At 55.1% G+C, this 26,785-nt stretch carries 24 protein-coding genes, 2 pseudogenes and 1 other annotated feature; of the genes and pseudogenes, 15 read left to right on the top strand and 11 right to left on the bottom strand.

All coding sequences use genetic code 11. The annotated features are described in order from the left end of the window. Positions 1 to 72: 72 nt before the first annotated feature. Positions 73 to 945, bottom strand: a complete 873-nt coding sequence (locus DXX3274_RS10940; RefSeq protein ID WP_042859800.1) for a PHP domain-containing protein — start codon at positions 943 to 945, stop codon at positions 73 to 75. A 271-nt stretch (positions 946 to 1,216) separates the two neighbouring features. Further along, positions 1,217 to 1,317, top strand: a sequence feature (Trp leader region). A 22-nt stretch (positions 1,318 to 1,339) separates the two neighbouring features. Here DXX3274_RS10940 and DXX3274_RS10935 point away from each other — a divergent pair. From DXX3274_RS10935 to DXX3274_RS10905, 6 genes and pseudogenes are all read left to right on the top strand, one after another. Beyond that, positions 1,340 to 2,902: an anthranilate synthase component 1 gene (locus DXX3274_RS10935; RefSeq protein WP_042859799.1), complete on the top strand. Its 1,563-nt coding sequence runs from the start codon at positions 1,340 to 1,342 to the stop codon at positions 2,900 to 2,902. Continuing rightward, positions 2,902 to 4,498, top strand: a pseudogene (trpD, locus tag DXX3274_RS24235) (bifunctional anthranilate synthase glutamate amidotransferase component TrpG/anthranilate phosphoribosyltransferase TrpD). The gene DXX3274_RS10935 and the pseudogene trpD overlap by 1 nt, the downstream one beginning before the upstream one ends. Positions 4,499 to 4,506: 8 nt before the next feature. Continuing rightward, entirely contained in the window at positions 4,507 to 5,892 is a 1,386-nt protein-coding gene (trpCF, locus tag DXX3274_RS10920) for a bifunctional indole-3-glycerol-phosphate synthase TrpC/phosphoribosylanthranilate isomerase TrpF (RefSeq protein ID WP_042862045.1), read from the top strand. Positions 5,893 to 5,909: 17 nt separating this feature from the next. Beyond that, positions 5,910 to 7,100, top strand: coding sequence for a tryptophan synthase subunit beta (gene trpB / locus DXX3274_RS10915; RefSeq protein ID WP_042859796.1), 1,191 nt, complete (start codon positions 5,910 to 5,912; stop codon positions 7,098 to 7,100). Further along, positions 7,100 to 7,909 (top strand): tryptophan synthase subunit alpha, encoded by an 810-nt coding sequence (gene trpA / locus DXX3274_RS10910; RefSeq protein ID WP_042859795.1) that lies wholly within the window; start codon positions 7,100 to 7,102, stop codon positions 7,907 to 7,909. The genes trpB and trpA overlap by 1 nt, the downstream gene beginning before the upstream one ends. Before the next feature lie 547 nt (positions 7,910 to 8,456). Next, positions 8,457 to 9,187 (top strand): annotated as a pseudogene (locus DXX3274_RS10905) (oligogalacturonate-specific porin KdgM family protein). 78 nt (positions 9,188 to 9,265) lie between these two features. On the opposite strand, the gene ompW reads toward DXX3274_RS10905, so the two are convergent. Then, positions 9,266 to 9,898: an outer membrane protein OmpW gene (gene ompW / locus DXX3274_RS10900; RefSeq protein ID WP_042859794.1), complete on the bottom strand. Its 633-nt coding sequence runs from the start codon at positions 9,896 to 9,898 to the stop codon at positions 9,266 to 9,268. Between the two features lie 338 nt (positions 9,899 to 10,236). On the opposite strand from ompW, the gene DXX3274_RS10895 reads away from it, so the two are divergent. From DXX3274_RS10895 to yciA, 4 genes are all read left to right on the top strand, one after another. Next, a complete protein-coding gene (locus DXX3274_RS10895) occupies positions 10,237 to 10,542 on the top strand; it encodes a YkgJ family cysteine cluster protein (RefSeq protein WP_238556107.1) in 306 nt (101 codons plus the stop codon). A gap of 118 nt (positions 10,543 to 10,660) precedes the next feature. Next, a complete protein-coding gene (locus DXX3274_RS10890; RefSeq protein ID WP_042859793.1) occupies positions 10,661 to 11,413 on the top strand; it encodes a YciC family protein in 753 nt (250 codons plus the stop codon). A 193-nt stretch (positions 11,414 to 11,606) separates the two neighbouring features. Further along, positions 11,607 to 12,167 (top strand): septation protein A, encoded by a 561-nt coding sequence (locus DXX3274_RS10885; protein WP_042859792.1) that lies wholly within the window; start codon positions 11,607 to 11,609, stop codon positions 12,165 to 12,167. 51 nt (positions 12,168 to 12,218) lie between these two features. Continuing rightward, complete coding sequence (gene yciA / locus DXX3274_RS10880; protein WP_013317876.1) at positions 12,219 to 12,641, top strand: acyl-CoA thioester hydrolase YciA; 423 nt, start codon at positions 12,219 to 12,221, stop codon at positions 12,639 to 12,641. Positions 12,642 to 12,704: 63 nt separating this feature from the next. Here the strand turns inward: yciA and tonB are convergent, their stop codons facing one another. Then, complete coding sequence (gene tonB / locus DXX3274_RS10875; RefSeq protein ID WP_042859791.1) at positions 12,705 to 13,457, bottom strand: TonB system transport protein TonB; 753 nt, start codon at positions 13,455 to 13,457, stop codon at positions 12,705 to 12,707. Positions 13,458 to 13,666: 209 nt separating this feature from the next. On the opposite strand from tonB, the gene DXX3274_RS10870 reads away from it, so the two are divergent. Together DXX3274_RS10870 and DXX3274_RS10865 are read left to right on the top strand one after the other, a co-directional pair. Further along, a complete protein-coding gene (locus tag DXX3274_RS10870; protein WP_042859790.1) occupies positions 13,667 to 13,963 on the top strand; it encodes a YciI family protein in 297 nt (98 codons plus the stop codon). 129 nt (positions 13,964 to 14,092) lie between these two features. After that, complete coding sequence (locus DXX3274_RS10865) at positions 14,093 to 15,790, top strand: methyl-accepting chemotaxis protein (protein WP_042859789.1); 1,698 nt, start codon at positions 14,093 to 14,095, stop codon at positions 15,788 to 15,790. A 71-nt stretch (positions 15,791 to 15,861) separates the two neighbouring features. On the opposite strand, the gene DXX3274_RS23730 is transcribed toward DXX3274_RS10865, so the two are convergent. After that, positions 15,862 to 16,038, bottom strand: a complete 177-nt coding sequence (locus DXX3274_RS23730; protein WP_087881238.1) for a YciY family protein — start codon at positions 16,036 to 16,038, stop codon at positions 15,862 to 15,864. A 242-nt stretch (positions 16,039 to 16,280) separates the two neighbouring features. Between DXX3274_RS23730 and cls the strand changes: the two genes are divergently transcribed. The 3 genes from cls (at position 16,281) to DXX3274_RS10850 (ending at position 19,445) form a co-directional block, all read left to right on the top strand. After that, positions 16,281 to 17,741, top strand: coding sequence for a cardiolipin synthase (gene cls / locus DXX3274_RS10860; RefSeq protein ID WP_039693956.1), 1,461 nt, complete (start codon positions 16,281 to 16,283; stop codon positions 17,739 to 17,741). A gap of 53 nt (positions 17,742 to 17,794) precedes the next feature. Next, positions 17,795 to 18,118, top strand: a complete 324-nt coding sequence (locus tag DXX3274_RS10855) for an HI1450 family dsDNA-mimic protein (protein WP_013317870.1) — start codon at positions 17,795 to 17,797, stop codon at positions 18,116 to 18,118. Between the two features lie 151 nt (positions 18,119 to 18,269). Beyond that, complete coding sequence (locus DXX3274_RS10850) at positions 18,270 to 19,445, top strand: IS4 family transposase (protein ID WP_042859788.1); 1,176 nt, start codon at positions 18,270 to 18,272, stop codon at positions 19,443 to 19,445. Between the two features lie 77 nt (positions 19,446 to 19,522). On the opposite strand, the gene oppF is transcribed toward DXX3274_RS10850, so the two are convergent. The 7 genes from oppF to DXX3274_RS10820 form a co-directional block, all read right to left on the bottom strand. After that, positions 19,523 to 20,527, bottom strand: coding sequence for a murein tripeptide/oligopeptide ABC transporter ATP binding protein OppF (gene oppF, locus DXX3274_RS10845; protein ID WP_042859787.1), 1,005 nt, complete (start codon positions 20,525 to 20,527; stop codon positions 19,523 to 19,525). Further along, a complete protein-coding gene (locus DXX3274_RS10840) occupies positions 20,524 to 21,513 on the bottom strand; it encodes an ABC transporter ATP-binding protein (RefSeq protein ID WP_042859786.1) in 990 nt (329 codons plus the stop codon). Before DXX3274_RS10840 ends, oppF begins: the two co-directional genes overlap by 4 nt. Positions 21,514 to 21,529: 16 nt before the next feature. After that, complete coding sequence (gene oppC, locus DXX3274_RS10835) at positions 21,530 to 22,438, bottom strand: oligopeptide ABC transporter permease OppC (RefSeq protein WP_042859785.1); 909 nt, start codon at positions 22,436 to 22,438, stop codon at positions 21,530 to 21,532. A gap of 12 nt (positions 22,439 to 22,450) precedes the next feature. Continuing rightward, positions 22,451 to 23,371 carry an oligopeptide ABC transporter permease OppB gene (gene oppB / locus DXX3274_RS10830; protein WP_038658845.1) on the bottom strand — a complete coding sequence of 307 codons (921 nt, stop codon included), beginning with the start codon at positions 23,369 to 23,371 and terminating at the stop codon, positions 22,451 to 22,453. An 89-nt stretch (positions 23,372 to 23,460) separates the two neighbouring features. Then, entirely contained in the window at positions 23,461 to 25,104 is a 1,644-nt protein-coding gene (gene oppA, locus DXX3274_RS10825) for an oligopeptide ABC transporter substrate-binding protein OppA (RefSeq protein ID WP_042859784.1), read from the bottom strand. A gap of 135 nt (positions 25,105 to 25,239) precedes the next feature. Further along, positions 25,240 to 25,599, bottom strand: a complete 360-nt coding sequence (locus DXX3274_RS23725; protein ID WP_152495254.1) for a hypothetical protein — start codon at positions 25,597 to 25,599, stop codon at positions 25,240 to 25,242. Positions 25,600 to 25,987: 388 nt separating this feature from the next. Then, positions 25,988 to 26,632: a YchE family NAAT transporter gene (locus DXX3274_RS10820; RefSeq protein ID WP_042859783.1), complete on the bottom strand. Its 645-nt coding sequence runs from the start codon at positions 26,630 to 26,632 to the stop codon at positions 25,988 to 25,990. Positions 26,633 to 26,785: the final 153 nt, after the last annotated feature.

The following is a 26,785-nucleotide window of genomic DNA, read 5'->3' as shown; positions in this document are numbered from 1 at the left end:
GAAAACGTACACCCCGCCAGGCGACACCGCCATAACGGGTTGAACGAATGCTGTCGTGATATCTACCGGGGTTTAATCGGCCAACGCCGGATGTTGCCAGACCGGCTCCACGCCGGCGGGCAGCCACAATTTTCGTCCCAGTTCTATCCAGGCGCAGGGCTGATGAAAATCCGAACCCTGCGACCCCAGCAAATGGTAGTCCTGCGCATAACGCGCCAAATGTGAACGCTCGTCCGGCGCCTGTTGACACTGGGCTATTTCCATCGCTTCTCCGCCGCACCCGGCAAAGTGCCCGATCAACCGTTTCAGCCACTTGGCGGTCAGGTCATAGCGGCCAGGATGCGCCAGCACCGCGACCCCGCCCGACTGGCGGATAGCGTCCACGGCTTGCTGTATTGTACACCACTGCGGCGGCACATAACCGGTTTTCCCTTTGGCCAGATACTTTTTGAACACCTGCGCCACCGTGGCCGCTTTCCCTAATTCCACCAGATAACGCGCGAAATGCCCGCGGGTGATCATGCCGCCTTCCGCCAGCCGGGACGCCCCCGCCAGCGCATCCGGAATCAGCGCCTTTTCCAGCCGCTGCGCAATCTGTCCGGCCCGCTGCGCGCGGTACTGCATCTGCTGCTGCAGTAATGACGTCAGCGCCGGATGTCGGCAATCCAGCCCCAGCCCGACGATATGGATCTCATGGTTTTCCCACACGGTGGAAATCTCGACGCCGGCAATCAACCGCAGCGGCAGCGCCTGCTGCTGGATAGCGGTCTGCGCCTCATCCAGCGCCGCGGTGGTGTCGTGATCGGTGATCGCCAGCACGCTGACGCGCATGCTCACCGCGCGCTGCACCAGTTCGGTTGGCGTCAGCAAACCGTCGGAAGCCGTGGTGTGGCTGTGCAGATCATACAGGGGAAACGTCGGTGATACCGGCAACTCGTCTGGCACGTCAGGTGTCTCTCTGTTCAGGGAATTTCAGGCGGCATGATGCCACCAACCTCGCTAAAAAGGAAAAAAGATCGGTTGGCTTATGCGGGTGATCGATTGGCCGATGCGGATTGTCGGCCAGCCATCTACAGCCGGACATCTCCCCGAAAAAATCGTGTGAAATGTTATTGACTTCCCCCTCCCGTTCCAGTTAACTAGTACACAAGTTCAAACGTAGCGATAAATGAGGACAATGGCGATGACGGTAATGACCCTAACCCTGAAAAATCATGCTGGTTGGTGGCGCTTCTCCCTATTGCGGGCGAAGTGATGACGCATAGCCATTATCTGACATGCATATCCTGAAGCCCGCTGATTAGCGGGTTTTTTTATGGACAAAATACGAGTAGACATCATGCAAATACCACAACCTGAACTTGAGCTGCTGCGCGTCGGTGCCGAATACCGCAACGACCCCAGCGCGATGTTCCACCAGCTGTGCGGCGCTCGCCCGGCAACCCTGCTGCTGGAGTCGGCGGAAATCGATAGCAAACAAAATCTGCAAAGCCTGCTTATCGTCGACAGCGCCCTGCGTATTACCGCCCTCGGACCACAGGTGTCGATTCAGGCGCTGACCGCCAACGGCGCGTCGCTGTTGCCGCTGTTGGATAACGCACTGCCTGCTGATGTCATCGTCGATGCGCGCCCGAACAGCCGCGAACTGACCTTCCCGACCATCGATATCATGCAGGACGAAGACGCGCGTCTGCGCTCCCTGTCGGTATTTGACGCGCTGCGCCAACTGCTGGCGCTGGTGGCATGCCCGGAGCATGAGCGCGAGGCCATGTTCTTCGGCGGGCTGTTCGCCTACGATCTGGTGGCGGGTTTCGAAAGTCTGCCGCCGCTCAGCCAGCAACAACGTTGCCCGGATTATTGCTTCTACCTGGCCGAAACCCTGCTGGTGGTGGACCATCAACAACGCGCTACCCATCTGCAGGCCAGCCTGTTTACCCCTAACGCCGCGGAACGTCAGCGCCTGCAACAGCGTCTGGAACAGTTGCAGCATCAGTTGCGCCAGCCGGCCCCGGCGTTGCCGTGTCAGACGGTGGAGACCATGACGCTGGCCTGCAACCAGAGCGATGAAGATTACGGCGCCGTGGTCAGCCAGATGCAGCAGGCGATCCGCATCGGCGAAATTTTCCAGGTGGTGCCGTCCCGCCGCTTCTCGTTGCCGTGCCCGTCGCCGCTGGCCGCCTACCAGACCCTGAAAGACAACAACCCCAGTCCTTACATGTTCTACATGCAGGATCAGGATTTCACCCTGTTCGGCGCGTCGCCGGAAAGTTCGCTCAAATACGACGCCGCCAGCCGCCAGATCGAAATCTACCCCATCGCCGGCACTCGCCCGCGCGGCCGCCGCGCCGACGGCTCGCTGGACCGGGATCTGGACAGCCGTATCGAGCTGGAAATGCGTACCGACCATAAAGAACTGGCCGAACACCTGATGCTGGTGGACCTGGCCCGCAACGATCTGGCGCGAATCTGCGAACCCGGCAGCCGCTATGTAGCTGACCTGACCAAAGTGGACCGTTATTCGTTCGTGATGCATCTGGTGTCCCGCGTGGTCGGCACCCTGCGCGCGGATCTGGACGTGCTGCACGCCTACCGCGCCTGCATGAACATGGGTACGTTGAGCGGCGCCCCCAAAGTGCGCGCCATGCAGTTGATCGCGGAAAGCGAGAAAACCCGCCGCGGCAGCTACGGCGGCGCAGTGGGTTACTTCACCGCCCGTGGCGACCTCGACACCTGCATCGTGATCCGCTCCGCTTACGTGGAAGACGGCATCGCTACCGTGCAGGCCGGCGCCGGCGTGGTACTGGATTCCCACCCGCAGGCTGAAGCCGATGAAACCCGTAACAAAGCCCGCGCGGTTCTGCGCGCGATTGCCAGTGCGCATCATGCCCGGGAGGTGTTCTGATGGCCGATATCCTGTTGCTCGATAATATCGACTCCTTTACCTATAACCTGGTCGACCAGTTGCGCGCCAGCGGCCATAACGTGGTGGTGTACCGCAACCAACTGCCTGCGGACGTCATTATCGACCGCTTGCAGCAGATGGAAAACCCGGTGCTGATGCTCTCGCCCGGCCCCGGCACGCCGTCTGAAGCCGGCTGCATGCCGGCACTACTGCAACGCCTGCGCGGTCAGTTGCCGATCATCGGTATCTGTCTGGGCCATCAGGCCATCGTTGAAGCCTACGGCGGTCATGTCGGTCAGGCCGGTGAAATTTTGCATGGCAAAGCCTCCAGCATTGAGCACGACGGCCAGGCGATGTTCAGCGGCCTGCCCAATCCGCTGCCGGTGGCGCGCTACCACTCGCTGGTTGGCAGCAACATCCCGGCCGAGCTGGTGATTAACGCCAGTTTCAACGGCATGGTGATGGCGGTGCGCCACGACGAACATCGCGTTTGCGGTTTCCAGTTCCACCCGGAATCCATCCTCACCACTCACGGCGCACGTCTGCTGAACCAGACGCTGGACTGGGCACTGGCCTGATTTGAAGGAGACACCACTGATGCAACCGATTCTTGAAAAACTGTACCGCGCCGACATCCTGAGTCAGGCAGAAAGCCAGCAGCTGTTTGCCGCCATCATTCAGGGCGAACTAGAACCGACACAACTGGCTGCGGCGCTGATCAGCATGAAGGTACGCGGCGAGCACCCGGATGAAATCGCCGGGGCCGCCACCGCGCTGCTGGCCGACGCCAAACCGTTCCCGCGCCCGGACTACCTGTTCGCGGACATCGTCGGCACCGGCGGCGACGGCACCAACAGCATCAACATCTCCACCGCCAGCGCGTTTGTGGCCGCCGCCTGCGGGCTGAAAGTCGCCAAGCACGGCAACCGCAGCGTCTCCAGCCGTTCCGGTTCGTCGGATTTGCTGTCGGCGTTCGGCATCAAGCTCGATATGTCGGCTGAGGTATCGCGTCAGGCGCTGGACGATCTGGGGGTATGCTTTCTCTTTGCGCCGCAATACCACACCGGTTTCCGTCACGCGATGCCGGTGCGCCAGCAGTTGAAAACCCGTACCGTGTTTAACGTGCTGGGGCCGCTGATCAACCCGGCCCGTCCGCCGCTGGCGCTGATCGGCGTCTACCGGCCGGAACTGGTGCGGCCAATCGCCGAAACCCTGAAAGTGCTGGGATACCAGCGCGCGGCCGTGGTGCACGGCGGCGGCATGGATGAAGTCGCCATCCATGCGCCGACACAGGTTGCCGAACTGCGTGACGGTCAGGTGGAAACCTACCAGTTGACGCCTCATGATTTCGGGCTGGACTCCTTCGCACTGGATGATTTGCTGGGCGGCACGCCGGAAGAAAACCGTGATATTCTGGCCCGATTGCTGCAGGGTAAGGGCCAACCGGCGCACGACGCGGCTGTCGCGGCCAATGTGGCGCTGCTGCTGAAATTGTTCGGACAGGAAGATCTGCGGCAGAATGCCCAACGGGCGCTGGACGTGATTCACAGCGGTCAGGCTTACCAGCGCGTGCTGGAACTGGCGGCCAGAGGATGATGAAGAAAATGCAGGAAACCGTATTAACCAAAATTGTGCGCGACAAGGCGCAGTGGATCGCCGAACGGCGGCAACGACAGCCGCTCGACAGCTTCCAGTCACAGATAACGCCCAGTTCGCGCCACTTCTATCAGTCGCTGAAACAGGCCAACCCGGCGTTTATTCTGGAGTGCAAAAAAGCCTCGCCCTCCAAGGGGTTAATTCGCGCCGATTTCGACCCGGTCGCTATTGCGCAGGTTTATCAGGATTACGCATCCGCCATTTCGGTACTGACCGACGAGAAGTATTTCCAGGGCGATTTTGCTTTTCTGACCCAGGTCAGCGCGGCGGTTGCCCAGCCGGTGCTGTGCAAGGACTTTATTATCGACCCGTACCAGATCTATCTGGCTCGTTACTATCAGGCCGACGCGATTCTACTGATGTTGTCGGTACTGGATGATGAACAGTATCGCCAGTTGGCGCAGGTAGCGCACAGCCTGAATATGGGCATCCTGACGGAAGTCAGCAATGAAGCCGAGCTGGAACGCGCTATCGCGCTGGAAGCTCGCGTGGTCGGCATCAACAACCGCGACCTGCGCGATCTCTCTATCGATCTGAACCGTACCCGCACGCTGGCGCCGCGTCTGCCTGCCGGTGTAACGGTGATCAGCGAATCCGGCATCAGCCGTCATGCCCATATTCAGGAACTGAGCCAGTACGCCAATGGTTTTCTGATCGGCAGTTCTCTAATGGAAGAAGATGACCTAACGCTGGCGGTACGCCGGGTGATCCTCGGGGAAAACAAAGTGTGCGGGTTGACCCGGCCCGACGATGCCGCCGCGGCCTTTCAGGCGGGCGCGGTGTACGGCGGGCTGATTTTTGTCGCCAGCTCCCCGCGCTGCGTGACAACGTCACAGGCTCGTGCCGTGATGGCGGGCGCTCCCTTGCGTTATGTCGGGGTATTCCGTGATGCGCCGCTGGCCGACATCGTGGCAACCGCATCGTCGCTCCAACTGACGGCCGTACAGTTGCACGGCAGCGAAGACGAAACCGCCATCGCCGCCTTACGTGAACAACTGCCCGCTACCTGCCAGATCTGGAAAGCGCAAAGCGTCGGCGACGTACTGCCCCCGCTGGCGCTGGCGCAGGTTGACCGGGTGCTGCTCGACAACGGTCAGGGCGGCAGCGGTCAGTCGTTCGACTGGTCATTGCTGCAGGGTCAATCGCTGCAGCAGGTGCTGCTGGCCGGCGGCCTCGGCCCGGACAACGTGGCGCAAGCCGCGAAACTCGGTGCCGCCGGGCTGGATTTCAACTCTGGCGTGGAGTCGCAACCCGGCATCAAAGATCCGCAGAAAATCGCGGCGGTATTCCGGACGCTGCGTACGGCGCAACCCCGCCGTACCTCTCATGAATAACAAGATACAGGCTGATTATGACGTTACTTAATCCTTATTTTGGTGAATTTGGTGGTCAGTACGTACCACAGATCCTGATGCCGGCCCTGCGCCAGTTGGAAGAGGCATTTGTCAGCGCGCAGCGTGACCCGGCGTTTCAGGCTGAATTCAGCGACCTGCTGAAGAACTACGCCGGGCGGCCGACAGCGCTGACCCTGTGTAAAAACCTGACCGCAGGCACCCGCACCAAACTCTATCTGAAACGTGAAGACCTGCTGCATGGCGGCGCGCACAAGACCAATCAGGTACTGGGGCAAGCGCTGCTGGCGAAGCGCATGGGTAAAACCGAAATCATCGCCGAAACCGGCGCCGGCCAACATGGCGTCGCCACCGCGCTGGCCTGCGCTCTGTTGGGGTTGAAATGTCGCGTCTACATGGGCGCCAAGGACGTGGAACGCCAGTCGCCGAACGTGTTCCGTATGCGGTTGATGGGCGCAGAAGTCATTCCGGTGCATAGCGGCTCCGCCACACTGAAAGACGCCTGCAACGAAGCGTTACGCGACTGGTCCGGCAGCTATGAGACCGCCCACTACCTGCTAGGTACTGCCGCCGGTCCACATCCTTACCCCACCATCGTGCGGGAATTTCAGCGCATGATCGGGGAAGAAACCAAAGCCCAGATGAAAGAAAAAGAAGGTCGCCTGCCGGATGCGGTGCTGGCCTGTGTCGGCGGCGGCTCCAACGCCATCGGCATGTTTGCTGATTTCATTGACGAGCCGTCCGTGCGTTTGATCGGCGTGGAGCCGGCGGGGCTGGGTATCGAAACCGGGCAGCACGGCGCACCGCTGAAGCATGGCCGCGTCGGTATCTACTTCGGCATGAAATCACCGATGATGCAGACTGAAGACGGTCAAATCGAAGAGTCGTATTCTATTTCGGCCGGTCTGGACTTCCCCTCCGTCGGGCCGCAGCACGCGCATCTGAACAGTATCGGGCGGGCGGATTATGTGTCGATCACCGACGATGAAGCGTTGAACGCATTCCGGGAATTGTCGCGTCACGAAGGGATTATCCCGGCGCTGGAATCCTCCCATGCGCTGGCTCACGCGCTGAAAATGATCAAAGCGGAACCGGAAAAAGAGCAAATTCTGGTGGTCAACCTGTCCGGCCGTGGCGATAAAGACATTTTTACGGTTCACGACATTCTGAAATCCCGGGGAGAGATTTGATGGAACGCTACCACGCTTTGTTTAAACGGCTGTCGGAAAAACAGGAAGGGGCGTTTGTGCCGTTTGTCACGCTGGGCGACCCTTCTCCCGAACTTTCGCTGCGCATTATCGATGCGCTGGTGGCCGCAGGTGCGGACGCGCTGGAGCTGGGGATCCCGTTCTCCGATCCACTGGCGGATGGCCCGACCATTCAGAACGCCACGCTGCGCGCATTCGCCGCCGGCGTGACCCCGGCCCACTGTTTTGAAATGCTGGCGACCATCCGTCAGAAATACCCTGACCTGCCGATCGGCTTGCTGATGTACGCCAATCTGGTGTTCAGCAATGGTATCGACGCCTTTTATCAGCGTTGCGCCGAAACCGGTGTTGACTCGGTGCTGGTAGCCGACGTGCCGCTGGAAGAATCAGCGCCGTTTCGCGCGGCGGCAATGAAGCATGGCGTCGCGCCCATCTTCATCTGCCCGCCAAATGCGGATGACGACCTGCTGCGTGAAGTTTCATCTTTCGGTCGCGGCTATACCTACCTGCTCTCCCGGGCCGGCGTAACCGGCGCAGAAACCCGCGCCCAACTGCCGCTGCACCATCTGCTGGAAAAACTGCAGGAATACCATGCGGCTCCGCCGCTGCTTGGTTTTGGCATTTCTGAGCCGGCTCAGGTGCAAAAAGCGCTGGAATCCGGCGCCGCCGGCGCCATCTCTGGCTCCGCGATTGTCAAAATCATCGAGCAATACCATTCTCAGCCGGATGAAATGCTCGCAAAACTGACCGATTTTGTCCGCGGCATGAAAGCCGCTACCCGCGCACGTTAATCCCGCCAGGATTCCCCGCCATAGCCTGTTTTCCCGGCTATGGCGTTTTATTGTTCTGATCAAATGCTCCTGCCCCATCACCGCTGACGACCGTGGATAGCTACGGCACGTTTTACGCTATGCGAGTGGTTCCGTGTGCAACATGCCAATCAGGCCTCACGTCACAAAATGACAAACCTGTTCATAATTATGAATTTATTAAGAAGAAGTAAAAAAAGTTAAAATCAACAAAAAACAGAAATTAAAAAACCCAAGTCAATAAATAAAATGGTTTCAAAAAATTAAATTTGTAAAAATAAATATCAAATGAATTCAAATAATGAAATATTGTCTTTATTTTTATTGAAACACGTTTTTATTTCTATAAACATAGATTCCTTGCTATGTAAATAGACGCCCATCACACAAGTAAAATGGCTTTTCATTTTTTTGAGTTTGCCGTTCCGGATCACATATTTGTAAGCAGAGATAAATAAAAATCAGTGCCGTGCTGCGCCACGTCCGCCGCACAACACTAATAAAAATGATCTCTGAGAGGGTTATAGCGATGAAATTTAAAATTCTGACAGTGATGGTTGCATCTTTGGTAAGTATGAGCTCAATGGCGGTCACATTCGATTATCGCCATGAAATGCAGGACACCAAAAGTGCCGATCACAAAGATCGACTGCTGATTTCGCACCGTTTTGAGAATGGCTTCGGTTTGTCTTCCGAAGTGAAATGGAAACAATCCAGCAATGACTCCACGCCAAACAAACCTTATAACGAGCAAGTCAGTAATGGCACGGAAGTTACTGCCAGCTATCTGTATAAATTCAATAAAATGTTTAACACCGAAGTCGGTTTCAATCTGGTTTCCGACAACACGGGCAACACCTACCGTCCTTATATCAAAGGTGGGGTGAATTTTACCGACAGCCTTTACTATACACTGCGTTACCGTCCTTTCTACCAGCGCTTCAGCAGCAGCATCAATACCCCGACTCCTGCTGATAACACTAATATGAAGGGTTACACCATCACCAGCGTGCTGGGATACAAATTCCTGGACAACTTCACCGTTGAATACGAACTGGAATACAATAAAAACACCAAAGCGGGTGTCGCAGGCTATCGCTTCGACAATGATAGCGACAACTTTACGCATGATGTGAAGCTGGCCTATAAAATCGACAAAAACTAGGACCCCGTACCGTTCAGGTCGCCAATGTTGAAGGCTCTAAAGTTACTGACGAACGCCAGACCCGTTACCGCGTCGGTGTACAGTACAACTTCTAATACCGCCCCGGTTATCATCTGACGTAAAAAAGGCGGAACTCCGGTTCCGCCTTCTCTTTTTGTTTTTTACTTCGTTTATCAGAATTTGTAACCGAAGCCGAACATAAATACCCAGGGATCCAGCCGTGTTTTGATGCTCTGATCCTGGCCGGCAGCCTTGAATTTCACGGTGGTGTCGATATCCATCCACCACACCGACATATTCAACAACCAGTTTTTATTCAGGTTGTAATCCAGACCGGCCTGCGCGGCAACGCCCCAGGAGTTTTTCAGGCTCAGGTCGCTCAACTGCGCATCTTTACCGGTCTGGTTAAATTTCTCGTCAAAGAACATGGTGTAGTTCAGACCGACACCCAGATAAGGACGCAGCTTGTCCGTACTCTGCCCAAAATAATACTGCGCCATCAGCGTCGGCGGCAGGTGTTTGACTTCAGCGATCGGCCCGACATTACCTACGCCGACCTTGTGCTGGAACGGCGTCGCCGCCAGCAGTTCCACGCCGATATTATCCGTCACCATGTAGCCAAGGGTCAGTCCCAGTTGGGTATTGTTATCCACGTTGAATGAACCCAGCCCCAACACATTGTCCGAGCTTTCAACCGGGCGTACCGTCGCCGTTCCCGTGCGAACAATCACATCGCCAGCCTGATGCGCTTGCGCCAATGCCGGCATCAACGCGGCAGCCATCATCAATAAAGAAACCTTCTTCATTATCCACTCCATTTGTAAGGTTAATATCCGGGCGAACTATACCCACTAAGGGGTATTTTTGTTTGAAGCCAGATCACATCCCGACAGGATTTTTGCGGCATTATGTCATCAATCAAATCACCACAAGTCTCTAAAAAACAAAGAATTGATCCAAATCAAAAAGCACGAAAAAGGCGAATTGCGCCTCAGTACAAAAAAGGAGCTGCGCGACCCGATATTCGGGCGTAAATTCTTCTGTTCACCTGTGATTCAACACGATTGAGGCCGGTGGGTAATCAGCCATGAGCGATAACGTCAACCCTTGTATGGAATGCGGTGCTTGCTGCGGTTACTTTCGAGTGTCTTTTTACTGGTCGGAAGCTGATGACGGCGGAGGAACCGTTCCCGCCGTGCTGACGGAACCGGTAACGCCATTTCTGCGTTGCATGGCCGGCACCAGCAGTAAACCGATTCGCTGTTGCGCGCTGGAAGGCGAAATCGGTGAGTCGGTCAGTTGCCGTATCTATGCCCAACGGCCCACGCCTTGCCATGAATTTGCGCCGTCGGGAGAAAATGGTCAGCGCCATGACGCCTGCGATCGGGCGCGCGCGGCCTATGGCCTGCCACCGCTGATTCCAGCCGAATTACCGCTGCCGTGTGTATGAGTCAGAATAAAAAGCAGAACGTCACGCCGGGGTGCCACGGAACAGCTGAACGGGTTACAATAGCCGGATAATATTTTTTGCTAAAAGCCCTATTGCTAACCTTTGCCAAGGAGTTTTCATGCCTATCACGGCCAGCAGATTATACCGTGACACCTTGAATTTTACGCGTAACCAGTTTTTCAGCATCCTGATGCTGGCGCTGCTGACGTCATTGATCACCGTCGTCCTCGGGCACGTCTTTACGCCCGGCAACGATCAGCTGCAACTACTCAGCAACAGCAATGTGGATCTGTCCTCCATCGAGCAGCCTGGTATCAGCGATATCATCCAACAGCTTTCCCCCGAGCAACAAATGGTGCTGCTGAAAGCCTCCGCCGCCGGCACGTTTGCCACGCTGGTAGGCAACGCGCTGCTGACCGGCGGCATCCTGATGCTGATCCAACTAGTGTCGGCGGGTCATAAAATCAGCGCCCTGCGCGCCATTGGCGCCTCGGCGCCGCTGTTACCCCGCCTGTTTTTGCTGATACTGGTTTGCACCCTGTTGATTCAGTTAGGCATGTTATTGGTCGTGGTCCCGGGGATTTTGTTATCCATCGCCTTTAGCCTGTCACCCGTGATCGCCGTTACCGAAAAGCGCGGGATCTTTGCCTCCATGCGTGCCAGCAGCAAGCTGGCATTCACCCATTTCCGCCAGACTGCGCCGGCCGTAATACTGTGGCTGCTGGCCAAAGTCGCGCTGCTGTTGTTGCTGACCCGGTTACCGATGGTGTCGCCTACCGCCATGGCCGTCATTCTGAACGGCATCAGCAACGTGCTTTCCGCCATGCTGCTGGTCTATGTATTCCGCCTGTACATGCTGGTGCGCGGCTAAATCCACACCGCTTATTCCGGAGCAGCGACGGCGCTGCTCCGCTATCGTCGCCCGCCATAACGTAATTTTCTGCAAATTGTTACGATAAATCGGGAATCGCGCTGCGCAAACGGCGATAATAATCCAGAAATAGATTGGCCCTTTTGATACCTGCGGACCACCACCCCACACGGGTAAGTGACGGATTAAGATAATGAAGCAACTGATTGATTTTATTCCTCTTATTGTTTTCTTTGTTTGTTATAAACTGTATGACATCTATGTCGCCTCCGGAGCATTGATTGCGGCAACGGCGGCGGCGTTACTGTTAAGTTGGTTTATTTACCGCAAAATCGAAAAGATGATGCTGCTGACGTTCCTGATGGTTGCCGTATTCGGCACCCTGACGCTGGTATTCCACAATGACCAGTTCATTAAATGGAAAGTGACCATTATTTATACGCTGTTCGCCATCGCTTTGCTGTTCAGCCAGTTTGTAATGAAGAAAACCCTGATTCAGCGCATGCTGGGCAAAGAACTGTCGTTGCCGGAAATGGTATGGGCAAAACTGAATATTTCGTGGGCGATATTTTTCCTGCTGTGCGGGCTGGCTAATATTTATATTGCTTTCTGGCTGCCGCAAAGCGTTTGGGTTGACTTTAAAGTATTTGGCCTCACCGGCCTGACTCTGGTATTTACATTGCTGTGCGGCGTTTACATTTATCGCCATCTGCCGGCTGAGCCGGAAAAGACGGAAAATGAAAGCGACAAATGATCGCCCGACACAGACTGACATTGACTACTCACAAGCGGATTCGTTGACCCTATGAGCAAACAAGACGCATTACCTCACGGCGAACTGGTGCTGCGCACGCTGGCCATGCCGGCGGACACCAATGCCAACGGCGATATTTTTGGCGGCTGGCTGATGTCGCAGATGGATATCGGCGGCGCTATCCAGGCAAAAGAGATTGCAGAAGGTCGCGTCGTCACCGTTCGGGTTGACGGCATGACGTTCCTAAAACCCGTCGCCGTCGGCGATGTGGTGTGCTGCTATGCCCGCTGCGTCCGTACCGGCCGCAGCTCGATGACTATTAATGTGGAAGTGTGGGTGAAAAAGGTTTCGACCGACCCTATCGGCCAACGTTACCGCGCCACCGAAGCGCTGTTTACTTACGTTGCCGTGGACGAAGACGGCCGACCGCGCGAATTGCCGGAAGGGAAAAGCCATTTCGAGCCTGAGCAGTAATGACAAATGATTAAGGCACCGCTAGCGGTGCCTTAATTTTTTCAACGTCAACCGGGCGGCGATTTACTCCATCGCTGCGCCGCCATTGATTCTGAAGATGATCGTCACCACCAGGTCTTTCCCCGGCTTGCTCTCTTCATAACGCCATTTACGCATCGCCTGCTTGATATCTCGCTCAAACATGTTCTTAGGCTCAGCCGACAGTACACGAACGTTATCCACCCGTCCCGCTTCATCAACATCAAACTGCACCTTAACCCGGCCTTCGATGCGCAAGGCGAACGCCCGAGCCGGATATTCCGGCTGAGCCCGGCTCAGCGGTCTCGGCCCCGAGGGCTGAGCGCTGGCGGCCGGGGCCTGACTGACCGGCGCCGTGTTACGGCTGACGGTCTGGCTGGCAGACGGCGTCGCCGTTGGCTGCGGCGCGGTTTCACGCGGCGTTTCCTTCGGCTGTTCCACCTTTTTCACCGGTTTCGGTTCCGGTTTCGGCTTAGGTTTGGGCTGGGGTTTCGGCTCCGGCAACGGGACGGGAACCGGTTTTGGCAGCGGCGGCGGTTCTGGCTGAACTTCCGGCTCCGGCGTCGGCTCCGGCACCTTTTCCGGTTCCGGCTGAGGCGCAGCCGCCGGGGCTGGCGCAGCTTCCTCCGGCGCGGTATTAACCATCACGACCTGGATCGGCTGCGGCGTCGACGGCAGCTTGACTGATGTATTAAATGAAGCAAACAGCAACCCGGCAATCAATGATCCATGAAAACCCACGGAAACCAGCATCGGCCATGAATATCGGCGGGTCAGGAAAAATGTTTTCTGCGGCATAGTTATATGATGTCCTCTCACTGCGCAAGTTTAAATGCAAATGACAATCATATTCAATAGAAGCCGATCAATTCCCGCATGGGACGACTCAATCCGCATCGGTTTTCGTGCCGCAAGGCCGGACTGACGGTAACAGGGATTGTCCTGCCGGTATCATCGCGTATGATGGCGGTTCCGTCCCAAAATGGTCTGACAGACCGAGGTTTACCATGCTGTATGTGATTTATGCCACCGATGTGCCCGGCTCGCTGGAAAAACGTCTGGCCGCTCGCCCCGCTCATATCGCCCGCCTGCAAACACTGCGGGATCAAGGGCGTTTGTTAACCGCAGGCGCGCTGCCGGCTATCGACAGTGAAGACCCGGGCACCGCCGGATTTACCGGTTCAACGGTGATTGCCGAATTCCCGTCGCTGGAAGACGCCCGCCATTGGGCAGACGAAGATCCCTATGTCGCCGCCAGCGTCTACGAGTCTGTCAGCGTCAAGCCCTTCAGAAAAGCATTTTAATCCAAATTTGACGGAGGTCATGGCATTTTCACCAAATAACGCCTCCGTTTTCCTCTTAAATATCTGAAATATTTTAGTCATTTAATGATGTTATGTTGGCGGCAATTTATCTTTAGAGAGTAGATTGTCATGTCAACATCCGCCCCGTCACGCTCCGGTTTTCTGGGCAGAGTGCGTCAATACCGCCTGAGTTTTCTTTCCGGTTTGCTGCTAATCATTGGGTTATTTTCCTTACTACAGCTGTTGTCCGTAGGGATGATATCGAAAACCATGACTGAAGTGCGTCAGGACAGCGCCGCCAACGAAGCCCTGCGCCAACAACAGGCTCTGATGGATCAGGCTCGCATGGAAGTGATGAACGCCAGCGATAAGCTCAATCGCGCCGGCATCTACCTGATGTTTGACAAAGAAACCGGCTCGGTCGGCAGTTGGAACAGCCTGATGACCGAAGCGGAAGAGTCGTTAACCCACGCGCAGGCGTATTATCAAAAGCTGGAGCGCTTTTCCGGCGCCGCCCGCAATGACGCCGCCTTCACCGAGCTAAAAAGTAGCTATCAGCAGCTCTATAACGGGCTGCTCGAACTGGCGCAAGGCATCAAAAAAACCAACGAAATCGATATTTTCTTTGCCGTTCCCATCCAGGCTTACCAGACCCTGTTTACCCAAAAATACGCCCGGTACCTGCAGGAAAACGATGCCCGACAGAAACAGCATGCCCAACAGCTGTTGGATAATCTTGATGCCGCCCACACCCTGTTTATCGTCATTCTGGGGTTGTTGCTGACGATTTCGCTGGTCGTCTGGATTGGCGTGAACAAGGTGATCGTTCATCCGCTTAAGCGCATCACCGACCACCTGCGGCTGATCGCAGCCGGCGATCTGTCGCATGACATCGGCATAGAAAAGCGTGCAACCCGTGAAATCGTGCTGCTAAACAGCAGCGTGGTGCAGATGCAGAGCGGTCTGGTGGACCTGATAAGTCAGGTTCGTCAGGGTATGGAAACCATGATGCAACAGGTCAGCCATGTCACTACCGACAACCGTCTGCTGTCTGAACAGGCCAATCGGCAGTCCGCAGAGTTGAAGGTCACCACCGAGCACATCATCCAGATCAGTCAGCATCTGGAGCAAAACGCCCAGTACACCGAGCAAGCCAGTCATCATGCGCAAGAAACCAGTCACATCGCTGAACAGGGCGAAACCATGATGAGCGACGTCAGAGACGCGATGCAGGACATTTCCGGCCGCAGCAAGGAAATGACGGAAGTCATCTCGCTGATTGAAAACGTGGCGTTTCAGACGCATATCCTGTCGCTCAATGCCGCAATTGAAGCGGCTCGGGCCGGCGAGATGGGTAAAGGCTTCTCGGTCGTCGCCCGCGAGGTGGGCATGCTGGCTTCGCAGAGTAGTCAGTCAGCCCAAAATATCAATGCGTTGATTCATGAATCGGACAGCAGCGTCGCTACCGGCGCCAGACTGGTCGGTCACCTCAACGACAGTCTGCAGGAAATCATTCAGGCCGCCAAAGGCACCAGTACATTCCTGAATGAAATCACCGATATTTCGCAACAACAGAATCAGAGCATCCATGAAGTGACCAACCGCATCAGTTCACTCAACGATACGGTGAAACAGAATGCCCTGCAGGTTGAAGCCTCTGCCCACACCTGCCTTCAGTTGCTCGAGCAGACCGAACAGCTCAATTTGTCGGTATCCCTGTTCCAGTTGCCCGACACGGCGGTGGTTGAACCTGACGCCCCCCGCGCCACGCCGGCTCCGGTAGCCAATGGCTATGTCGCCCTGCCGCAACACTCGCCAGCCCTGTAATCCTCTATTCCAGATGACAAAAAGGCCCAACGATCTAACGACCGTTGGGCCTGGCAAGGACTACCTGGTGGTTACCACTCGTAAGCCACCGCATACAGCAACGCTCGACGCTGCTGTTTCTGGAGCAGATAGCGCACGTGATGGATATGCCGGTAACCGCGTGACTGGGCCTCAAGCCAGCGGCTGCGGCGGCGCTGCACCTGACGTTGCATGCGCCAACGGCTGACTTCATTCCGGCTGCGTTTCATGGCACGACTCTTGTTTCATGGCACAACTGTTTCATGGCACAACTCTGTAATCAGCGTGATGGGACCGGGTTATTATATCCCTCTGATATCCTCCGCCAAGCGATACGACAGGATTTTCCCAAATCCGCACACTTGCCATTCATGCGCTATAGTATTCAGAGTAAAGGACTTTCCCCTTTGGGGAACTATGCATACACTTGAACACGTAAACATTTCGCAGCAGGGAACCGTGCATTGTTACTATGACAGCATTTTATACTGTACTGAGCGGATTACTGGTTTTCAGCTATTGGCTACTCGTTGCCAGCATTACGCTGCGTATTCTGATGAAAAGGCGCGCGGTTCCTTCCGCTATGGCCTGGCTGTTGGTGATTTATATCCTGCCGCTGGTCGGGATCGTCGCTTATCTGTTATTCGGCGAACTGCACCTGGGGAAACGCCGTGCGGAACGCGCCCGGCAAATGTGGCCGGTTACCGCGCAGTGGCTCCGTGAACTGAAAGAGTATCGCCGCATTTTCGCCACTGAAAATAGCGAAGTAGCGCGATCGCTGTTTCAGCTCTGCGAGCGTCGTCAGGGCATTGGCGGCATCAAGGGCAATCAGTTGCAGTTGTTGACCTCATTCGACGACACCATCAGGACGTTGATCCGCGACATCGAGCTGGCCCGCAATAACATCGAGATGGTGTTCTATATCTGGCAGGCCGGCGGATTGGTGGATCAGGTGATGACCGCCCTGCTGGCGGCGTCGCGACGCGGAGTCAAATGCCGTATCCTGCTGGATTCGGCAGGCAGTGTGCAATTCTTTCACAGTACCTATCCGGAGATCATGCGCGCCGCCGACATCACGGTGGTGGATGCGTTACAGGTCAACCTGCTGCGCGCGTTTCTGCGCAGGATGGATTTACGCCAGCACCGTAAGGTGATCCTGATTGACAACCGAATCGCCTACACCGGCAGCATGAACATGGTGGATCCGCGTTATTTCAAGCAGGACTCCGGCGTCGGCCAGTGGGTGGACCTGATGGTGCGCATCGAAGGTCCGGTGACCACCACGATGGGCGTGATTTATAGCCTCGATTGGGAAATGGAAACCGGCCAGCGCCTGCCGCCGCCGCCGCCCGACGTGAATATCATGCCGTTTGAGCAAGAGCGCGGCCATACGGTGCAGGTCATCGCCTCCGGTCCCGGCTACCCCGAGGATATGATCCATCAGGCGTTGCTGACCGCCGTTTACTCTGCTCGTCATCAGTTGATCATGACTACGCCCTATTTTGTGCCCAGCGACGACCTGCAACACGCCATCTGCACCGCCGCTCAGCGCGGCGTAGAAGTCAGCGTCATCGTACCTTACAAAAACGATTCCATGATGGTTGGCTGGGCCTGCAAAGCTTTTTTCACCGAATTACTGGCGGCGGGCGTCAAAATCTATCAGTTCGAAGGTGGGCTGCTGCACACCAAAAGCGTGCTGGTAGACGGCCAGCTCAGTCTGGTGGGAACGGTCAATCTGGATATGCGCAGCCTGTGGCTGAACTTCGAAATCACTCTGGTGATTGACGACGACGGGTTTGGCAGCGATCTGGCCTGCGTGCAGGAGGATTACATGTCCCGCTCTCGCCTGCTGAACGCCAAAGAATGGCTAAAACGCCCTTACTGGCAGCGTATCGTCGAGCGGCTGTTTTACTTTTTTAGTCCGCTGCTGTAATCACACCGTCCTTCATGCTCTAATACCCCATCACGTTTTAACAGGAATGTTGTATGGATTTAAATAACCGCCTGACAGAAGATGAAACGCTGGAACAGGCTTACGATATCTTTCTGGAACTGGCGCCGGATAACCTGGACCCGGCAGATATCCTGCTGTTCAACCTACAGTTCGAAGAACGTGGCGGTGCGGAGCTGTTTGATCCGGCGGAAGACTGGCAGGAGCACGTGGATTTCGACCTGAATCCGGACTTTTTCGCCGAAGTAGTCATTGGTCTGGCCGAGCAGGAAGGTGAGGAAATCAATGATATTTTCGCCCGCATCCTGATCTGCCGCGAAAAGGACCACAAACTGTGCCACATTCTGTGGAAAGAGTAACCGCCGCGATCGCAGCCTAATCGGCCATCATTAGCGATCAGCGACGAACAGCAAAACGCCCCTGACGGGCTGACGGCTCCCCATAAATAAAGACAGGCATAGAAGGTTGTGATCTACTTAGTGTTCCACCAAAAAGTAAGGTCACTCCTCTATGCCTGCTTCTCAAGTTTGCCACAAATTTTTCAGTCAGTCCCTGAACTCACTTCATCAGTACCGCAAAAATGCGTTACTTGACATGACCGTTGCACTGACTCGCGGCGCCTCCCTTTCCCTCACCAGTATTGGACAATACCTCCCCGGTAGTGCCCGCGTTAAGCACAAGATTAAACGTGTCGACAGGCACCTCAGCAGTGAACGGATGTTCGGCGATATTCCTTCCGTTTATCAGCGGCTGATTTCCCGTCTGACTCGCCCCCTTTCCCTTTGTGTCATTGCCGTGGACTGGAGTGGTTATCCGTCATCAGAACTCAGCGTTCTGCGAGCCAGTTTACTGTGCGATGGCAGAGCTATCCCGCTGATGAGCAAAGTCATTTCCTCACGTTACCAGAACAACTCCACCGTGCAGAACGCCTTTCTTGACCAGATGGCTGCCGCCATCGGTAAGGATAAACAGGTCATTATCGTGACTGATGCCGGATTTCGCAGCAGCTGGTTTCATCACATCCGTTCTCTGGGCTGGCATTTTGTCGGACGTATCAGAGGAAGTCTTTACTTTCAGATAATCGGTAATACCGACTGGCAGATGGCACGGGATATTACGTCGACGGCAACGCCCCGCTATCTGGGCTTTGGCCGTTTGGCCCGTAACGCCAGCCGTGATTGCCTCGGGCATTTTTATACCGTTCATAAGCGGGGAAGCGGCAGAAAAAGCACCCAGCGCTTCCCCAGAACAGACAGAATGTACCAGAAGAATGCACGCGAACCGTGGCTGCTTTTTACCAGTCTGCTGGGTTATAAGCCGCGGGAAATCATCAAAATCTACAGCCGACGCATGCAGATAGAACAGAACTTCAGGGACGAAAAAAGCGAGCGCTATGGTTTGGGGCTGCGGGCAAGTAAAAGTCGGGGAGAAAGGCGGATATCAGTCCTGTGTCTGGTTGCCAGCCTCTACAGCATCATTATGTGGTTAACAGGCTATTACCTTGAAAAGAAGGGAATAAATCTCTGGTTTCAGGCGAACAGCGTGAAATCCAGAAGGGTACTGTCTTACCTGACATTGAGTGAAAATGCGATACGACAGTCACCGGGAATACTGTCGGGGATGAACCCCGACAGGGTTTATGTCGATATGGCGAGGGCTTATCAAAACATCATCATGGTGTATTGATGATTTTGTGGGGATCCCTCAGCCCTGACGGGGCGTTTTGTTTATTAACGCGTGGTGCTTAACCGAGCAACGCCGGATTACGACAGCGGATCCACCTTCAGGCAGGATACCGCATGACGGAAGCTGCCTTCGAGCACCGGCCGGGTTTTGGTGCATTCCGGCCCGACGACCGGGCAACGGGTGCAGAACACACAGCCGGTAGGCGGGTTAATCGGCGACGGCAGGTCGCCTTCCAGCAGTTGAATCTGCTTGTTGCGTTCCTTATCCGGGTCAGGAATCGGCACCGCCGACATCAGAGCGCGGGTATAAGGATGCTGCGGGTTGTGGTACAGCTCGTCATAGGTTCCCAGCTCTACCGCATGCCCCAGATACATCACCAGCACGCGGTCGGAGATGTGTTTGACCACCGACAAATCGTGGGCGATAAAGATCAGCGACAGCCCCATTTCCCGCTGTAACTGCTGCAGCAGGTTTACCACCTGAGCCTGGATCGACACATCCAGCGCGGACACCGGTTCGTCACAGATGATCAGTTTCGGTTCCAGAATCAGCGCGCGGGCAATACCGATACGCTGGCACTGACCACCGGAAAACTCGTGCGGGTAGCGGTTGATCAGGTTCGGCAGCAGGCCCACCTTCATCATCATCGCTTTGACGCGGTCTTTTACTTCCTGACGCGGCATATCCGGGTGATAGGTGCGCAACGGTTCGGCAATGATTTCGCCGATAGTCATACGCGGGTTCAGCGACGCCAGCGGATCCTGGAAAATCATCTGGATATCGCTGCGCACATTGCGCCATTCGGTATCACGCATCCCCAGCAGGTCTTTACCCAGCCAGCTAATGCGCCCGCTGGTGGCCTTCACCAGACCGATGATCGCGCGAGCCAGCGTGGATTTGCCGCAACCGGACTCCCCAACCACCCCCAGCGTTTCCCCTTCGTACAGCCGCAGGGTAACGCCATCAACCGCTTTCAGCTTCTTGGCGGGCTGCCAGAACCACTGTTTATCATCGCGGATATCAAAATGGACTTTCAGTTCATCCACTTCTAGCAAGACTTTTTTGTTTTCCAGCTCGCTCATACTAATTCCCCCACACTCCGGAAACAGGCACGCAGACGGCCCTCGCCAAACGGCGTCAATTCAGGCGCCTGCTGGCACCGGTCCTGCGCATAGGGGCAACGCGGCTGGAAAGGACATCCTTTCGGCAAGCGCAACAGGTTCGGCGGATTGCCCGGAATAGTGGCCAACTCCTCATTCTCCTCATCAAGACGAGGAATCGCTTTCAGCAGGCCAAGTGAGTAAGGATGCGTCGGCTCGTAGAAAATTTCGCGCGCGCTACCGTACTCCATAGTACGGCCGGCGTACATCACCAGCACTTTGTCGCAAATGCCCGCTACCACGCCCAGATCGTGGGTAATCATGATAATGGCGGTATTGAACTCGCGCTTCAGGTCGTTGAGCAACGTCATGATCTGCGCCTGCACCGTCACGTCGAGCGCGGTGGTCGGCTCGTCGGCGATCAGCAATTTGGGACGGCACAGCAGCGCCATCGCGATCATAACGCGCTGACGCATACCGCCGGAAAACTCGTGCGGGTACATGCGCATACGTTTTCTGGCCTCCGGCATTTTCACCGCGTCCAGCATGCGTACCGACTCGTCAAACGCTTCGCTTTTACCGAGCTTCTTGTGCTGCATCAGCACTTCCATCAGCTGGTCGCCGACACGCATGTACGGGTTCAGCGACGTCATCGGGTCCTGGAAAATCATGGCGATCTCTTCCGCGCGCAGGCGATTGAGCTCGCGCTCCGGCAGATTGAGAATCTCGCGACCGTTGAAACGGGCGGAACCGCCGATGCGGCCGTTAGAGGCCAGCAGCCCCATCAGCGCAAACGCAGTCTGGGATTTACCAGAGCCTGACTCCCCGACAATCCCCAGCGTCTCACCGGCGCTGAGAGAGAAATTAAGGTCGTTTACCGCCGTGACATCACCGTCAGGCGTACTGAAAGTCACGCGCAAATCTTTAACGTCAAGCAGCGCTTCACGAGGTTGTGACGTATTCATCATGGTATGAAGCGTCTCCTTAGCGGTCTTTCGGGTCGAGGGCATCACGCAGGCCATCGCCGATAAAGTTGAAACAGAACAGGGTCACCACCAGGAAACCGGCGGGATACAGCAGCAGCCACGGCGCCACTTCCATTGAATTGGCGCCATCGTTCAGCAGCGCGCCCCAGCTGCTCAGCGGTTCCTGGGTACCCAGGCCAAGGAAACTCAGAAAAGATTCGAACAGGATCATGCTCGGCACCAGCAGCGATGCGTACACCACGACCACGCCCAGCACGTTCGGCACGACATGGCGCAGTACGATACTGCGGGTGGATACACCGCACACCAGCGCGGCTTCAATGAACTCTTTACGTTTCAGGCTCAGGGTCTGGCCGCGAACGATACGGGCCATGTCCAGCCAGGACACCATGCCGATAGCCACAAAAATCAGCAGGATATTTTGCCCGAACAGCGTCACCAGCAGGATAACGAAGAACATGAACGGGAAGGAGTTAAGGATCTCCAGCAGGCGCATCATGACCGAGTCCACTTTCCCGCCTATATAGCCGGATGCGGCGCCATACAGCGTTCCCACGACCACCGCCACCAGCGCGGCGGCGACGCCGACCATCAGAGAAATACGTCCGCCGATCGCCACACGCACCAGCAGGTCGCGGCCGGACGAATCGGTGCCGAAATAGTGTTTGGACACCATATCAGGCGCGCTGGACATCATATTCCAGTCGGTATCGGCGTAGTTGAACGGCGCCACCATCGGGCCAATGACCACAAACAGCGTGATGAGCGTCAGTACGAACAGGCTGGCCAGCGCCGCCCGGTTGTGCATGAAGCGACGGCGCGCATCCTGCCATAGGCTGCGCCCTTCCACTTCCAGTTTTTCGCTGAAATTATCCAGCGCTTCGCGGTTACGTTTATTCCAAAACATCAGTGATTTACCTTAGTAACGGATCTTCGGATCGATGACCGCGTACAGCACATCGATGACCGCATTAAACAGAATGGTCAGCGCGCCCACCAAAACAGTCAGGCTGAGCACCAGCGAATAGTCACGGTTAAGCGCACCGTTAACAAACAACTGACCAATACCAGGTAAACCGAAAATGGTTTCAATCACCATGGAGCCAGTGATGATCCCCACGAACGCCGGCCCCATGTAGGAAAGCACAGGCAACAGCGCCGGCTTCAGGGCATGGCGCAGAATAATCCGGTGCAGCGGCAGCCCTTTGGCGCGCGCGGTGCGGATAAAGTTCGAATGAAGCACTTCAATCATGGAGCCGCGGGTAATACGAGCGATACTGGCGATATAGGACAGTGACAGCGCGACCATCGGCAGAATGATGTATTTCGGCGCGCCGCCGTTCCAGCCGCCCCCAGGCAGCCAGCGCAGGGTTATCGCGAAGACCAGCACCAGCAGCGGCGCCACTACAAAGCTCGGGATTACCACCCCGGTCATGGCAAACCCCATTACCGTGTAGTCCCATTTACTGTTTTGATTCAATGCGGCAATTACGCCGGAGGTCACCCCCAGCACCACAGCCAGCAGAAAAGCGGCGGCACCCAATTTAGCCGATACCGGAAAAGCCCGGACGACCAAATCATTTACCGAATAATCTTTGTACTTGAAAGACGGCCCGAAGTCGCCTTGCAGCAACTGCACCAGATAATTACCGTACTGTTTGATCATAGGATCGTTCAGATGGTATTTGGCTTCGATATTCGCCATAACTTCAGGTGGAAGGTTGCGTTCTCCAGTAAACGGACTTCCCGGGGCCAATCGCATCATGAAAAACGAGATGGTAATCAGGATGAACAGTGTCGGGATTGCTTCCAGGCAACGACGGAAAATAAATTTTAACATTGACCTTACCTATAAAACCGGTCTGAGATTTTCTCTTCTGTCTATCAAACCGAATAAGGACTGCGTGCCAGCACGCAGTCCTGTCATCATTAATGCTTGATAATGTATAGATTTTTAACGTTGAGGTTATCCAGCGGATCTTTACCGGTCAGGCCGCCTACATACGGTTTAACCAGACGGGTATTCGCGTAGTAGTAAACCGGAACGATAACCGCGTCTTTTTCCAGCAGCGATTCCGCTTCTCTGTAAACGCCAGCGCGTTCATCCTCTGTTTTGGCCGCCAACGCTCGCGCCATCAGCTTGTCGAAATCCGCACTCTTATAATGCGAGGTGTTGCTGCTGCTGTTGGCGATCATAATGTTCAGGAACGTAGTCGGTTCGTTATAGTCCGCGCACCAGCCGGCACGAGCTACGTCAAATGTCCCCTGATGACGGCTGTCCAGGAAGGTTTTCCACTCCTGGTTTTCCAGCTTCGCATCTACGCCGATATTGCTTTTCCAGATGGAAGACGCCGCGATCGCCAGTTTCTTGTGCAGATCGGAAGTATTGTACAGCAGGTTAAAGGTCAGCGGTTTTTCAGCAGTGAAACCCGCTTCAGCCAGCAGTTTCTTCGCTTCGGCATTACGTTTTTCACGCGACCAGCTCACCCACTCCGGCGGAGTCAGTTTGCCGTCCAGGCCGTCGATGTACGGCGGGGTGAAACCAAACGCCGGGGTGTCGCCCTGACCTTTCACCTTGTTAACCAGAATATCCTGATCCAGACCCAGCACCAGCGCCTGACGCACGCGGGCATCGTTAAACGGCGCTTTCTGGTTGTTGATCTCATAGTAGTAGGTGCACAGATACGGATCCGCCTTCACTTCGCTGGGAATCTCTTTCTTCAGCTTCTGGAACAGCTCGATCGGCAGGTTGTTATAAGTCATGTCGATCTCGCCGCTACGGTAGCGGTTCACGTCGGTGACTTCAGACGAGATCGGCAGATAGGTAACTTTGTTGATAATGGTGTTGGCGTTATCCCAGTAGTTCGGGTTGCGCTCCAGAACGATTTTTTCGTTCACGATCCATTCTTTCAGCTTGTAAGCGCCGTTGCCGACCCAGTTGGCCGGTTGGGTCCACTTGTCGCCAAACTGCTCAACCACTTTTTGGTTCACCGGGAAAGTGGACGGATGCACCAGCAGTTTATAGAAGTACGGAACCGGTTCGCTCAGGGTCACTTCCAGCGTGTGGTCATCAATGGCTTTTACGCCCAGCGTATCAGGAGATTTTTTGCCTGCCACCACGTCATCGATATTGACGATATGGCCGAACTGCAGGTAACTGGCATAAGGAGAGGCGGTTTTCGGATTAGAAATGCGCTGCCAGCTATAAACGAAGTCCTGAGCGGTAACCGGATCGCCGTTGGACCATTTGGCGTTTTTACGCAGATGGAAGGTCCATACTTTGAAATCTTTGTTGTCCCAGCTTTCCGCCACGCCCGGCGCCGGATGACCATCTGGGGACGTTACCAGCAACCCTTCCAGCAGATCGCGCGCAACGTTGGATTCCGGCACGCCTTCAATTTTATGCGGGTCCAGCGAGGCAACCTCGGAACCATTATTACGCACCAGTTCCTGTTTCTCAGCCAGTTGAACGCCGGCCGGTACTGTAACAGCCCAGGCGGAAACGCCAGCAGAGGCAGTGATAGCAGCGAGAATGCTGACCGCCAGTCTTTTTTTAATAGTGTTGTTTACCATTATTTACCTTGCTCCTGTTCTACTGTTATCGCCCAATCAGGCACATAACTTTTTTTACGTATTAAGCGGACAGACATCATCGCCACCAGAGGAACGAATCTGGCAACACGGCCGCTCAATCACATCTAAATTGTTTTATCCACGCAACACGGCCAGATACGTCATAACGCCGCGCCAACGTGTTGGAAAAATCAACAGAGATAAAAACAGCACATTTCGGCAACCCAAAAACCGCCGCAGCCCTTTCCCAGACCCGGCAGCCCACAGCCATTTCCACTCTTCCCTGATGGTACGCCCCCCACAAAAAAGCAGCCACGGATAAGGCTCTAATAAAATTAACTTATCCATAACAGCCAAGGGGAATAGCGTGATGCCGAACGTATCAGAAGAATCCGTCTTCGCCAATAGATTTTGCAGCCTGTTACTTAAATTTCTTTTCCATCTCGGAAAGTCACAAAATGGCTCGAGCGCGTAAATGGATATAAAAACATCCATGACGAGCGTCACGGCGGTAAAGATTCACCCGGCAGCAGATTGTCCAATAACTTGTAAGTATGAAAGAATTAACAGTAGATCAGGATAAAAAACGCACGATAAAACACTTCCGTACACAATAACACCGTTCCTGGCTCTACGCCCTCCGCGTGTGAATAAATTAACAGCGAAAGCGCATATGCGACTCGCCATAATGCCTGTCGCCTTTTACATCATATGCATTAGCTTATCTAAGGCATGCGATAAAGAATGAAAATAAGCCAGACCATCCGAAGTGATAAATGGGTGATAAATAATAGTGGGCGACATGCTTTCCCCGGCCCAATTATTGCCGGGAAATAAACATAAGAAAAAAGTATCAATAAAAATAAAGCAGCAGCCCTTTCGGCTATAGCAAACCGGGAAACAAGGTGCGAATTCCGGTAACGATAAATTCGATGCCGAGCGACATCAACAGCAACCCCATGATGCGCGTTACCACGTTAATACCGGTCTGCCCCAGCAATCGCACCAGCGCCGGAGCGGCTCTGAACAACAGCCAGCAGCAGAATGCGAAAACGGCAATCGCCACCGACAGCCCCAGCAGATTCTGCCAGCCGTGATAACGGGAACTCCAGACAATGGTGGAACTGATTGCCCCCGGCCCTGCCATCAGCGGTAATGCCAGCGGCACCACGCCAATACTTTCCCGATTGGCGGTTTCCGTTTTCTCCTGCTTATTCTGTTTATCCTCACCCAGCTTGCCGCTGATCATCGACATGGCGATGGTGACAATCAGAATGCCGCCCGCAATCCGAAACGAATCAATGGAAATGCCGAACAACCGCAAAATAGTGTCGCCGAAAAACAAAGCGCCCCAGAGAATGATCACCACGGAGACATTCGCCGTCAGGTTGGTCTTCGACCGACCTTCCGCGCCCTGATAATTGGTCATGCTAATGAAGATAGGCAGAATGCCCACCGGGTTAATCAACGCAAACAACCCGATAAAGAATTTGATGTAACCGGAGAAGTCCAGGACAGGCTGAATCACATTCCACCTCTGAAGATTATTGTCAACGCCGGGAATCCCTGATAAGCCACAGCCGATGCCGTGATGCCTCCTACCATAATCTAAAGCATCGCGCGCCTCCATCCTCCGCCCTGATAATTATTCTCTGCGTCCATTCAGATTTTCGATACAAAT

The sequence above is a fragment of the Dickeya sp. NCPPB 3274 genome, assembly GCF_000406205.1.
Lineage (GTDB): Bacteria > Pseudomonadota > Gammaproteobacteria > Enterobacterales > Enterobacteriaceae > Dickeya > Dickeya fangzhongdai.
Note: the sequence above shows the minus strand (reverse complement) of the source record. Positions and strands in the feature narration are given on the sequence as shown.